Here is a 12,499-nt window from a genome sequence, read left to right as displayed (position 1 = left end):
GTATCTTAGATATAGAACCAACTGATATTCATCAGCGCGTGCCTGTAGTACTTGGCAGCAAAAATGAAGTTGATTATGTAAAAAACCTACATTTAAACTATACCGAAAAATAAATAATCTGATCAGCCTTTGATTATTCGTATAGAGCCAAATGAATAGTAGCTTTGTACGAATCATCCATATTTTCTATATTTTTCTCTAAGCGAGCTATTATGGTAGCAAATCCCACTGAACTTATTCATTCAGATAAGAATACGACGATCAAGCTAGTAAAGGCGTTGTTGACGCAAGCTCGCCAACGTAAAAAACATGGTCAAACCGTGATCGAAGGTGTCCACCTTATCGATGCTGCTCTTCGTAGCGACTATCCATTTCATCAAATACTGCTTTCTGAAGCAGCACATAAGCACCCTGAAGTGCAGCAAGTTATCACTCGTCTGCCCACTTATACGCCTATTTTGACCTTGTCAGATGCGCTCTATGAAAGTATTCGTAGCTTGGGCACTGGGATTGATATTATGGCGGTTATCAAAGTTCCGATGCCAAGCTTATCGATAATTAATGAAGACTGTTTGATTCTTAATGATGTTCAAGACAGCGGTAATGTCGGTACATTACTCCGTACCGCAGCAGCTGTTGGTATCCGCAATATCCTCTGCACCAGTGCTACTGCGCAAGCTTGGTCACCGAAGACGCTACGGGCTGGTATGGGCGCGCAATTTGCGCTGACGATTTATGAAGGTCTAACGGTACAAGATATTTTAGACTTTGTACAAACACCGCTATTTGCAACAAGCTCACATACTGATACGGTTATTTATCAACATGACTTAAAAAAACCAATCGCTTGGATTATGGGACATGAAGGTCAAGGGGTTTGTGACGAGTTAATGCAGTGCGCCACCCCTATTGCATTACCGCAGCCCAATGGGCAAGAAAGCCTCAATGTGGCGATTGCAGGTTCGCTATGCTTGTATGAGACGCTGCGTCAGAGAAGTTATAGCTAATATGACTGATTAAATCCGCACTATTTTTATATAAAAAAGCCCGCTATCAATGATAGCGGGCTTTTTCTATTTCGTTTTACCAAAAAGCACTTAAATCTTACTAGTCAGCTCAGGTAAGGCTGTAAACAAATCTGCTTCTAAGAAGTAATCAGCAACGCTAGCGATTGGCGCTTCTGGGTCATTGTTGATAGCAACGATGACTTTAGAATCTTTCATACCGGCTAAATGCTGAATTGCGCCTGAAATACCAGCAGCGATATATAAATCTGGTGCAACGATTTTACCCGTTTGACCAACCTGCATATCGTTTGGTACATAGCCTGCGTCGACAGCAGCACGTGATGCGCCAACAGCAGCACCAAGCTTATCAGCCAATGGTTCGATATATTTGGTGAAATTTTCACCATTTGCTAGGGCACGACCACCAGAAACCACGATACCTGCTGAAGTCAATTCAGGACGGTCAGATTTTGCCATCTCTTCACTAACAAAGCTTGACTTGCCAAGCTCTTGCACATTATCAAGAGTCTCAACAGTCGCTGAGCCACCTTCGCTTGCTACTGGATCAAAAGCCGTCGTACGTACGGTTAATACCACTTTATCTTCTGTAGTCTTAACCGTTGCTGTTGCGTTACCAGCATAGATAGGACGCTCAAACGTTTGCGCATCTATAACTGCTGAGATTTCTGACAGCATGCTAACATCCAGTAATGCGGCAACGCGTGGCAAGAAGTTTTTGCCAGTAGTCGTTGCTGGAGCAAGGATATGGCTATAATCACTAGCGATATCAGCGACCAATAATGCGATGTTACCTGCCAATTGATGCTCATAAGCTGCGTTATCTGCTAGCAATACTTTAGTAACGCCAGCCGCTTTAGACGCTTCGTCAGCGGCAGCTTGAGCGCCACTACCAGCGACCAATACATGGATATCGCCGCCAATTTGCTGAGCCGCAGCGATCGTATTCAAAGTTGCCTTTTTTAGACTGGCATTGTCGTGTTCTGCATATACCAAAATTGCCATTGTTTTTGTCCTTTATTTATTCGTATCATCTATTCATACAGTTGTTGGTATACAAAGCCATGTTATGTCCAAGTTCAATAAAAGTTATTTAGGACGTCATGGCTTTGTACTAGATAGGCCCTAGCAAAGTATTAAATAACTTTTGCTTCATTTCTTAGCTTATCGACCAACTCGTCAACTGAACCCACCTTGATACCAGCTTTACGCTCAGCAGGTGGTACAACTTTAATGATTTCTTGCTTAGATGCCATATCAACACCAAAATCAGCTGGCGCTTTTTCATCAAGCGGCTTTTTCTTCGCTTTCATGATGTTAGGCAATTTTGCATAACGTGGCTCATTCAAACGTAAATCAGTAGTAATAACCGCTGGCAAATCAAGTGCAACCGTTTGCAAACCACCATCGATTTCACGCGTTACATTAACTTTATCGCCTTCAACTTTCACTTCTGATGCAAACGTACCCTGACCGATACCCATCAATGCCGCTAGCATTTGACCCGTTTGATTGTTGTCATCATCAATCGCTTGCTTACCTAGCAGAATAATATCTGTAGCTTCAGATTCTGCGATATTTTTAAGGATTTTAGCGATTTGTAGTGGATAAGGTTTTGTATCAGTCACGACCAAGATGCCGCGATCAGCACCCAATGCTAAAGCAGCACGAATCTGCTCTTGTGACTCTTTTGGACCAATAGAGGCAACGATGATTTCATCAATCACACCCGCTTCTTTAAGACGAACCGCTTCTTCTACTGCAATTTCATCAAAAGGGTTGATTGACATTTTAGTGTTAGATAAATCTACGCCAGAATTATCAGCTTTTACACGAACTTTTACGTTGTAATCAATGACACGCTTGACCGCTACTAATGCTTTCATACGTTCCTCGTTTATTAATGTTATGAATTAAAATTGCCAGTTAAGAACCAAAGGTTCATTTCTTTAAAATCGTCGTTCGAAATAGTACTCAAGGTTGATTGCTGCGTCAGCACCTATAATGTAATAAAAAATATCAGACCATAAACAATATACTGGCATCACACTCTCTATCTATAAAATCTGCCAAAGCTAAGCCAACCGTTATTATCAGACCTATGTATCTTGCGTGAGCTCAGCCCTAAGGTCAAGACAACGCCGTGAATAATGCGTCATAAATTTGTCACTATTTTACAATAAACAGTTTATAAGCGCCTAGTCACGCCATTTTCTTATCATTATTCTTATTTTTTTCCAAATTTTGCAAGCTATCTAAGACATTTATAACTGTTAATACAAACTAACACCATCTCGTTGTTATAAGAATTAAATCAAAAAAAGAGCATAAAAAAAGCAACCTGATCAGAGGTTGCTCTTTTTTAAAGTCTAAACAGTATTTTTATTGTTTTAACAAACAAAGGCATCAATGCATATTGATAATCTTGCTGTCATTAAGCGCGCTGAAGAACAGCTTGCTCAATGTCAAATGAGATTAGATAGCTTCGATTTGCTCAGCTTGTGGGCCTTTCTTGCCATCACCTAAGATGAAAGACACTTTTTGGCCTTCGGCTAGAGTTTTGAAACCACCGCCTTGGATAGCGCTGTAGTGAGCGAATACGTCTTGTCCGCCGTTGTCTTGCGCGATAAAACCAAAACCTTTAGCTTCATTAAACCACTTTACAGTGCCTTCAACTTTATCTGACATAAATTTTCCTAACTCTTTAACTGTTGGCGAGACGTGTGTCATCACCGATTAATTGACATATACCCAAGTCTTTCTTGCATAATGCATAGATAAAATCTATTGAAATATCTAACAGACATCTTAATATTTTTACCCGAAACCCTTTGAGTACAATCTGATTATAACAGCTTTTTATAAGCATAACAGGCCAAATTGATAATTTTTGTAACATACTTAAATATATTTTAGATAATAGTTGCTATTATCTACTTAACGCCTAATACACTGATATAAAATATATTTTTATTATTGCTGTTCGGTGTCTTGAACAAAATAGCATGATACTTTCAAATAAAAAGCAGCAATCACATCTATAGTTAGCAATATATTAAAGAGACAATTATTGAGCAATAGGCAACCATGGAGAGCTTAATACCAATAAACATAGCGCAAAAAATATTAGCGAAAATGACTGACTATAAGCAATGTATTTAGCGGGTATTACCAAGTCTTTAGGAGAATCAGGGATCCCTTTACGCTTCAGCAATCGGGTGCCATATATCCAGCCAAAGGTAGTATAGAGACCATAAGCCGCAGGTACAGTGACTGCCAACGGTGTTAGATCAATGGCGTATAGCATCACGACCGATATAAAGAACCATGATGTATCCACTAAAGAGCTGATATGAAAAAACTTAGACTTAGGTAATTTGCCACCTGTCTTTTTGAGCATCTCCCCCTCTATCCAAATTAAAACGGCGACCACAGCGCTAAGAGTAATATATATGAATTGCGGCGTTAGCCAATGAGGATAAGATATTTGCACAACAGACAACCTATAAAATATGAGAAAGAATCAATCTTTGGTATTCATAGCACAAAGATAGTCGAAAATAATAGCGCTAATTAAGTGAAAATGCGGCTAATAAATATAACAATGCCTGCCTATATTAGGCAGGTATTACCGATTTTCAACCAATACAGACCAAAGCATATGAAAATATCTGTCAATAAAAAGCCCACGCTATCAGTGATAACATGGGCTTTTTTAGACTAACTTATTACTCGATTATTAATTCCTTAATATCGAATTAGTTTTTTTCTTTATCGATGATTTTATTACCACCGATCCAAGGCATCATACCACGTAGCTTAGCGCCAGTGATTTCGATTTGATGCTCTGCGTTGTTACGACGACGAGCAGTCATTGATGGATAGTTGGTTGCACCTTCAGAAATAAACATCTTCGCGTACTCACCAGATTGAATGCGTTTTAGGGCATTACGCATGGCTTCACGTGATTGCTCATTGATCACTTCAGGACCAGTCACATATTCGCCGTATTCAGCGTTGTTACTGATTGAGTAGTTCATGTCAGCGATACCGCCTTCATACATCAAATCAACAATCAGCTTGAGCTCATGTAAGCACTCAAAGTAAGCCATTTCTGGTGCATAGCCGGCTTCAGTTAGCGTTTCAAAGCCCATTTTTACTAGCTCTACTGCGCCGCCACAAAGCACTGCTTGCTCACCAAATAGGTCAGTCTCAGTTTCATCTTTAATCGTCGTTTCGATAATACCTGAACGACCACCGCCAACACCAGCTGCATAAGATAAGGCTAGTTGCTTGGCTTGGCCTGACGCATCTTGATAGATAGCGATAAGATCTGGGATACCGCCGCCTTTAGCAAATTCTGAACGAACTGTATGACCTGGTGCTTTTGGTGCAACCATGATGACATCAAGATCACCACGTGGTACGACTTGGTTATAGTGAATCGCAAAACCATGAGCAAAGGCTAGGGTCGCACCCTCTTTGATGTTTGGTTCAATCACATCGTTATAAAGCTCTTTTTGGAACTCATCAGGGGTCAAGATCATGATTACATCAGCGGCTTTTACGGCTTCTTCTACTTCAGCTACTTTTAGGCCAGCATTTTCAGCTTTTTTCCATGAGCCTGAGTTAGCACGTAGGCCAACAGTCACATCGACGTCTGAATCTTGTAGGTTAAGCGCGTGCGCATGGCCTTGTGAACCGTAACCGATAATGGCAACTTTTTTACCTTGAATAATTGATAGATCACAATCTTTGTCATAAAAAACGTTCATAAATAGAGTCCTTGTCTTCAATCATGGCTTGCCATGGATAGTAAACGCTTATGCTGTAGCCAATATAATAACTAAGATAAGCGCTTTGTTGATTTAGATAAATAATTTTTAATTAGAATACATCTTGATTAAAACAGGTCGTAATGAGTACTAAATGCTGAGCGTTTTTTCGCCGCGAGCAATACCGATAACTCCCGAACGAACTACTTCCATAATACGATCACGTCCAAGCACATCAATGAAGCCATCAAGCTTGGCTTTGTCACCAACGATTTGAATCGTGTATAGGTTGGCATTCACATCGACAATTTGTGCACGGAAAATATCTGCGCTGCGTTTTATCTCTTCACGTACACCGCCAGTCGCCCGTACTTTGATCAGCATCAATTCACGCTCAACGTGTACGTTCTCTGTTAGATTATGCACTTTAACCACTTCAATCAATTTATGCAATTGTTTGGTGATTTGTTCAATTCTTTCCGGTGAAGTAATGGTCGTCAACGTTAGGCGTGAAATACTTGGGTCATCGGTTGGCGCAACGTTTAGGGTCTCGATGTTATAACCGCGTTGAGAAAACAGTCCAACCAATCGCGACAACGAACCCGCTTCGTTTTCCATTAATACCGAAATCAGATGTTGTTGTTGCATTAGGTACGCTCCCCTTTTGATAACCACATGTCACGCATCGTCTGCCCAGCGATTTGCATCGGATATACATGCTCATTACGATCGACATAAACGTCAATAAATACCAATTTATCTTTTATTGCCATAGCTTCTGCCAATTGTGCTTCCATCGTCTCAGGATCGGTAATTTTGATACCAACATGACCGTAGCTTTCAGCAAGTTTGACAAAATCTGGTAATGAATTCATATAAGACTGCGCATGACGACCTTCATATAGCATATCTTGCCACTGCTTCACCATACCAAGTTGGGCGTTATTTAAGTTTAAAATTTTGACAGGCAGATTATATTGCAGACAGGTTGAGAGCTCTTGGATATTCATCTGAATAGAGCCTTCACCGGTAATACAAACAACATCGCGCTCAGGATTGGCAAGTTTTGCCGCCATCGCATAAGGCAGACCAACGCCCATCGTACCTAAACCACCGGAGTTCAGCCATTGACCCGGCTCATTATAAGTATAATAAAGCGCCGCAAACATCTGATGCTGACCAACGTCACTGGTGATGATGGCTTGACTATTGGTCACTTTATCTAAGGCTTGTACGACTGCTTGCGGCTTAATACCATGCTCAGTGCTGGTGTCATAGCGTAGACCATGACGCTTACGCCACTCATTAATCTGTGACCACCAATCAAGCAATGCATGTTGCTCAAGCGCTTTATCAGTACCGATAATCTCTAGCATATCCGTCAATACTGACTTTACATCACCTACGATAGGAATATGGGCAAAAACAGTTTTTGAGATAGAGGTTGGATCGATATCAATATGGATAATGGTCGCATTAGGACAGAACTTTTTGACGTTATTGGTGACGCGATCATCAAAACGTGCGCCAACTGCTAATATAACATCCGCATGATGCATGGTCATATTGGCTTCATAAGTGCCATGCATACCAAGCATACCCAAGAACTGCTCATCAGAGCCTGGGAAAGTTCCAAGACCCATCAAGGTATTGGTCACTGGTAAATTCAAGCGATGAGCAAGATCAGTCAGTTCAGCGTGTGCTTTGCTCCAAATGACACCGCCGCCTGCATATACCACAGGACGTTTGGCTGCCAACAAAGTCTCAACGGCTTTTTTGATCTGACCACTATGACCTTTTAATGACGGCTGATATGAGCGTATAAACACCTCTTTTGGGTATTCATAAGCAAATTTTTCGCTCGGCGCTGTCATATCTTTTGGTATATCAATGACAACCGGACCTGGACGTCCAGACTGTGCGATATAAAAGGCTTTTTTGACAATCATTGGAATTTCGCTTGCATGGCGAACTTGAAAACTGTGCTTCACGATAGGGCGCGATACGCCAATCATATCAGTTTCTTGGAACGCATCTTCACCGATTAAACTGCTAGGTACCTGACCTGCGATGATCACCATCGGTACAGAGTCCATAAAGGCTGTTGCGATAGCCGTCACGGTGTTGGTAGCACCAGGACCTGAAGTTGCTAGCACCACACCGGTATTGCCAGTCACACGCGAATAAGCATCTGCCATGTGACCTGCTGCTTGCTCATGACGAACCAAAATGTGCTCAACATTGTCTTGTTGAAATAAGGCATCATAAATATGAAGTACGGCTCCACCTGGATAGCCAAAGATATATTTGACACCTTCATCTGTTAGTGATTGCACCAACATCTCAGCACCAGATAGCATGACAGGCTCATTGCTGCCTTCAGCAAGCCGTTGCTGTTTTTCTTCGAAATTTTTGGCAGCATGACCCGTTTGGGTATGTCCAGTCATATTCGGACTTTGCGTGGTTTGCGTCACTGTCGTCACCCTTTTTTGTGGCAAGAATATGTGCCCGCTACGTCTAAGTTACGCTGTACGATAAGACAGCATACTACTCAAACATAGCAATATATTTAAGGTCAGCTTTGCGACAGGATTTTATCGATATACAGTGACAAGATGCGAGTGCACCTATATAAGAAGCTTATTATTTACCATGAATATGAGCTTACGCTGATTATAAACAGACAGAATTAGCGTTATAAAACACATCTTAAAACCAGTCATAGGTTATCTGATGGCAAAATTTTATAACCAGTCATATTATAAAAATCCAGTGAATAGATATAAATAACTAAATCACTTTCCATTTCTATAACAGCAAAATCTTAAGAAACACAGTAATAATAAGTTTATCTTAGTCATTGTAGACAGATAAGTCCGGAGACAATAAATATAGATTTGAATAGCATGGTTGCAACTGCTATTTGTTTTATATCATTGTCACAAAGATAATAAGGCTGAGCAAGCTACCGATAAGCAACCCGTCGTCCTTATTCTCAAGTGCCACGGCAATATCATAAAAGCCGCTCACTGACCAATCAACTGCTATTATATTCGATGGTTTGCGAGCTATTGTCAAGAAAAATTTCTAAACCCCATCCCCAACTATTGGTTATTAAACAATGTGCATTCATAAGTATTGTTTGCTAGAATCAAGCAATTATGTATTTATATTGTTATCGATTCTATTAACCCTTATCCTTAACTGAACGATACCTGCGTTTTTTATCCATTAAGAGGGCTGTTACCATGGCACAAGCGTCTACGATAAGCACCGCTGCCAAACTACTTGTCAGTGTCAGCATTGCGTGTATGTTCATGCTACCAATGAGCGCTAGTCATGCTGTTCAGGTGTACAAGTCTATTGGCGCACACGGCGAAGTCAAATATAGCCAACACGCACCAAAAAATGGTAAAAATATCGAGGTTATCGAGTTTCGCAGTGACGGTAGACAAACCAATGCTGGACAATTCGCAGGTAAAACCGAAGCCAATCAAAGTGCGCCGCAAAGCGCAGAAGAACAGCGCGTTGCCCAATTAGAAGCACGCATTAAAGAGCAAGAAGCCCAAGCGAATGCGCAGCGTTGTCAATCGTTACGCAATAATTTAACCAATCTAAATGTGGGCGGACGTATTTATGAGATGGATGCCAGTGGCAAACGTCAATATCTAGATGGTCGTGAGATTGAGCTTAAGCGTGAACGTGTTCAACAAGCGATTACCCAGTATTGTAGTTAATCTGCAATTTAGTGCTTAAACTCCTTTAGCTCAGGTTAAATCAAATAGTTAAAGGCTATCTGTTATGAAGTGCATCACATGACGGATAGCCGCAGGCATGTCCTGAGCTTGCAGACCTCGCTCACCTATGATTAGCGAGTGATCGCTAAGCGTTTGACTGACTAAAACATCGCCTGCTAATCCATGAATCACCACCGCTTGCCGTAAGCTGCGCTGTCCGCTTTCTAAATCTTCCTGTGCCAATAATCCAGCAACTACGCCTGCGAGTACATCACCCATACCAGCGGTCGCCATGCCAGCGTTGCCCACACCGCACACATAAACATGCGTTTGCCCTGATTGTTCCTCTAATACCAATGAACCTACCCCCTTGAGCACCCAATCACCGCCGTAAATTGCTGCACACTCTGTTATTGCAGCCAATCTATCATTTTCTATCTCGTTTATCTTTTTATTTAATAACCTAGCAGCTTCACCACTATGCGGCGTCAAACACACCTGATAAGTCATACTATGTGTTTTCAGCGCGGCTATAAGCTGATGATTTTCCCGATATAATGAAGCCAAATGATAAAGACCATCGGCATCAATGATTATTGGCTTACCTGCTGCTACCACAGCCTGCAGATATTCAGTAAATATCAATTTTGATTTGTCGTCACGACCTAGCCCCATGCCAATAGCAATCACACTCCCTTCTTGAATAAGGCGTTTGACTCCTTTGGTATCATGCAGATCCATACTCATGGCATCTGGAAGTGAAGTTAATAATGCCCCATGGAATGCCTTGTGACAGGCAACTGTGATTTTACCAGTGCCTGCTGCCATCGCGCTCGATGCCGATAATATGGCAGCGCCGCCCATACCTTGTGAGCCATCGATACGGTTACCACCGATGACCAATACATGCCCATAGGTGCCTTTATAACTGTTTTGACAACGAGGCTTTAAAGAATGAGCAGAAGTAATGAGTGTCGCAACAGGTACTAGCTTCTCATTATTTACCTGATAAGGTATCAGCGGTATGTCAATCACTGCGCCGCTATAATCGAGCCCGTCTTTGGTATGCAGACCAAATTTGCGGGCAATCAAACATAAGGTCACATCTGCCTTTATCGCTACACGATCAAATACTTGACCAGTAGAGGTAACCAAGCCACTTGGGGTATCAACCGCGATAACCAATGCTTGGGTATCCTCTGCTGCTTCGTTAAAAGCGCAAATTGCCTGCTGATACATATTACTCGGTGCACGATTAAATCCAATACCAAATAACGCATCGATATAAACCTCTGCTGATAAAGACCTCACGCTTGTATCGTTCGCATTATTGTCGCTACTTTTAAAACATTGATACTCACAATCAGCAGATAGTGCCAGCTGTAACGCCTTTGCCGCATCAGTAATTGGTTTTTTATTATCTTCATCAGAACTTTCTACATTATCTTTGACAACAAAATCATGTTTCTCAAAGCCAACCGCTATGATTTGTACTTGCCAGCCTCTTTGCTGTAAATAATACGCGATAAGCCACCCATCGCCGCCATTATTGCCGGTTCCGACCCAAATACTGGCACGGCGCAGACTAGTATTAGAACGAGATACTATCCCCTGCTCGGATATCTGCTTACTTAGACATTTATTTTCATAAAGCGTCTCAATATGCTGCGCTATTTGCCAAGCCGCTTGTTGCATTAGAGCAAAGCTGTTATTGCCTTGTGCGAACCATGCTTGCTCCATCGCATAGAGCTGCTCACTGCTATATAGCGCGATAGGCATGATGTTCTTCGATGAAAATTGATTTGACGCTAGCATGGCTGACCCTCGGTTATTCTTATAAGATTTGGGTGAATTTTTAACTTATTGTTAGTACAAAGTAAAATTGATGTATGTACTTGCTGCCATCAGTTTTAAGATCACTTCACTATATTTAGTCCATATAAACATAGATTTATTCAATTTGATACTTGCGCTCTTCGCTCACTGGCTTATCATATCCATATTCACATTATCATTGATCGTTAGATATGAGCAATAAATCTCAAGCAACCTTGCCAGCGCAGCTGTCATCAGTACCTAATAGCACCTCTGCTAAGAAGATTACTATCAATAACAAGCATGATTTTGCCACGACGGCAGATATTAAACGCTGGATTAAAGAAGAAGCACAATCCCTAGGGTTTGCAGATTGTGGCTTTTTATCTGTACATCATCCGCTGTTTGTTAAGCAGACTGAACAGTTAAAACAATGGTTAGCAAAAGGCTATGAAGCCCAATTACAGTTTATGCACAGTAATCATCATCTACGTGCTCACCCTGAGCAGTTGGTAGAAGGCGCAAAAACCATTCTCAGTGTGCGCATGGATTATCTTACTCAAACTCCAACACCTCGTGCTGTGGCTGACAATGATTACCCCAACCAAGGTATCATTGCCCGTTATGCTCGAGGGCGTGACTATCACAAAACCATGCGCAGTCGCCTTAAGCAATTGGCATTAAAAATAGAAGCCATGCTTCCTGAATGGCGACATCTAGATATTGGTGCTGATACTGACTTTATTTTTAGACCTTTTAGTGACTCAGCGCCTATTTTTGAGCGACCGATCGCCGATGCTGCAGGTCTTGGCTGGACAGGTAAACATACACTATTAATAAACAAACAGGCAGGCTCATTCTTTGTGCTCGGAGAGCTGTTTATGAGCCTTGAATTACCCGATGATGAACCAGTCAAAGAGCATTGTGGCAGTTGCAGCGCCTGTATTGATATCTGTCCCACTCAAGCCATCGTCGCGCCTTATGAGCTTAATGCGTCAGCCTGCATCTCTTATCTTACGATTGAACATAACGGCTTTATTGATGAAAAATACCGCCGCGCTATTGGCAATCGTATCTTCGGTTGCGATGACTGTCAGCTGATTTGTCCATGGAACCGATATGCCAATCTTACGCCAGTAGAGGATTT

General features: G+C 41.6%; 11 protein-coding genes and 1 pseudogene. 4 read left to right on the top strand and 8 right to left on the bottom strand.

The features are described 5' to 3' along the window. A pseudogene (locus VLN09_RS03530) lies at positions 1–113 on the top strand (fructose-bisphosphatase class I); the annotation flags it as partial. A 99-nt stretch (positions 114–212) separates the two neighbouring features. Further along, positions 213–1,007 carry an RNA methyltransferase gene (locus VLN09_RS03525; RefSeq protein ID WP_325243812.1) on the top strand — a complete coding sequence of 265 codons (795 nt, stop codon included), beginning with the start codon at positions 213–215 and terminating at the stop codon, positions 1,005–1,007. A 90-nt stretch (positions 1,008–1,097) separates the two neighbouring features. Here the strand turns inward: VLN09_RS03525 and VLN09_RS03520 are convergent, their stop codons facing one another. The 7 genes from VLN09_RS03520 to VLN09_RS03490 form a co-directional block, all read right to left on the bottom strand. After that, positions 1,098–2,030: an electron transfer flavoprotein subunit alpha/FixB family protein gene (locus tag VLN09_RS03520; protein WP_325243811.1), complete on the bottom strand. Its 933-nt coding sequence runs from the start codon at positions 2,028–2,030 to the stop codon at positions 1,098–1,100. 131 nt (positions 2,031–2,161) lie between these two features. Beyond that, positions 2,162–2,911, bottom strand: a complete 750-nt coding sequence (locus VLN09_RS03515; RefSeq protein WP_325243810.1) for an electron transfer flavoprotein subunit beta/FixA family protein — start codon at positions 2,909–2,911, stop codon at positions 2,162–2,164. Positions 2,912–3,500: 589 nt separating this feature from the next. After that, positions 3,501–3,713: a cold-shock protein gene (locus VLN09_RS03510; RefSeq protein WP_010196799.1), complete on the bottom strand. Its 213-nt coding sequence runs from the start codon at positions 3,711–3,713 to the stop codon at positions 3,501–3,503. Between the two features lie 379 nt (positions 3,714–4,092). Next, on the bottom strand, positions 4,093–4,518 hold the full coding sequence (locus VLN09_RS03505; protein ID WP_325243809.1) for a hypothetical protein: 426 nt from the start codon (positions 4,516–4,518) through the stop codon (positions 4,093–4,095). A 265-nt stretch (positions 4,519–4,783) separates the two neighbouring features. Beyond that, positions 4,784–5,800: a ketol-acid reductoisomerase gene (gene ilvC, locus VLN09_RS03500; RefSeq protein ID WP_325243808.1), complete on the bottom strand. Its 1,017-nt coding sequence runs from the start codon at positions 5,798–5,800 to the stop codon at positions 4,784–4,786. A gap of 150 nt (positions 5,801–5,950) precedes the next feature. Further along, complete coding sequence (gene ilvN, locus VLN09_RS03495; protein ID WP_325243807.1) at positions 5,951–6,448, bottom strand: acetolactate synthase small subunit; 498 nt, start codon at positions 6,446–6,448, stop codon at positions 5,951–5,953. Next, positions 6,448–8,160, bottom strand: coding sequence for an acetolactate synthase 3 large subunit (locus VLN09_RS03490; RefSeq protein ID WP_325243813.1), 1,713 nt, complete (start codon positions 8,158–8,160; stop codon positions 6,448–6,450). The genes ilvN and VLN09_RS03490 overlap by 1 nt, the downstream gene beginning before the upstream one ends. Positions 8,161–9,048: 888 nt before the next feature. On the opposite strand from VLN09_RS03490, the gene VLN09_RS03485 reads away from it, so the two are divergent. Beyond that, a complete protein-coding gene (locus VLN09_RS03485) occupies positions 9,049–9,537 on the top strand; it encodes a DUF4124 domain-containing protein (protein ID WP_325243806.1) in 489 nt (162 codons plus the stop codon). Positions 9,538–9,585: 48 nt separating this feature from the next. Here the strand turns inward: VLN09_RS03485 and VLN09_RS03480 are convergent, their stop codons facing one another. Next, entirely contained in the window at positions 9,586–11,352 is a 1,767-nt protein-coding gene (locus VLN09_RS03480; RefSeq protein WP_325243805.1) for an NAD(P)H-hydrate dehydratase, read from the bottom strand. Between the two features lie 212 nt (positions 11,353–11,564). On the opposite strand from VLN09_RS03480, the gene queG reads away from it, so the two are divergent. Continuing rightward, positions 11,565–12,499: tRNA epoxyqueuosine(34) reductase QueG (gene queG / locus VLN09_RS03475; protein WP_325243804.1), on the top strand; the 935-nt coding region annotated here is incomplete at its 3' end.

This window comes from Psychrobacter sp. (genome assembly GCF_035469765.1).
GTDB lineage: Bacteria > Pseudomonadota > Gammaproteobacteria > Pseudomonadales > Moraxellaceae > Psychrobacter.
Note: the sequence above shows the minus strand (reverse complement) of the source record. Positions and strands in the feature narration are given on the sequence as shown.

What these genes read in the sequence shown, in the direction of transcription:
- VLN09_RS03515 (WP_325243810.1), bottom strand. Translation starts at nt 2,911, where the DNA reads ATGAAAGCATTAGTAGCGGTCAAGCGTGTCATTGATTACAACGTAAAA.
- VLN09_RS03485 (WP_325243806.1), top strand. Translation starts at nt 9,049, where the DNA reads ATGGCACAAGCGTCTACGATAAGCACCGCTGCCAAACTACTTGTCAGT.
- VLN09_RS03525 (WP_325243812.1), top strand. Translation starts at nt 213, where the DNA reads ATGGTAGCAAATCCCACTGAACTTATTCATTCAGATAAGAATACGACG.
- ilvC (WP_325243808.1), bottom strand. Translation starts at nt 5,800, where the DNA reads ATGAACGTTTTTTATGACAAAGATTGTGATCTATCAATTATTCAAGGT.
- ilvN (WP_325243807.1), bottom strand. Translation starts at nt 6,448, where the DNA reads ATGCAACAACAACATCTGATTTCGGTATTAATGGAAAACGAAGCGGGT.
- VLN09_RS03520 (WP_325243811.1), bottom strand. Translation starts at nt 2,030, where the DNA reads ATGGCAATTTTGGTATATGCAGAACACGACAATGCCAGTCTAAAAAAG.
- VLN09_RS03510 (WP_010196799.1), bottom strand. Translation starts at nt 3,713, where the DNA reads ATGTCAGATAAAGTTGAAGGCACTGTAAAGTGGTTTAATGAAGCTAAA.
- VLN09_RS03480 (WP_325243805.1), bottom strand. Translation starts at nt 11,352, where the DNA reads ATGCTAGCGTCAAATCAATTTTCATCGAAGAACATCATGCCTATCGCG.
- VLN09_RS03490 (WP_325243813.1), bottom strand. Translation starts at nt 8,160, where the DNA reads ATGCTATCTGGTGCTGAGATGTTGGTGCAATCACTAACAGATGAAGGT.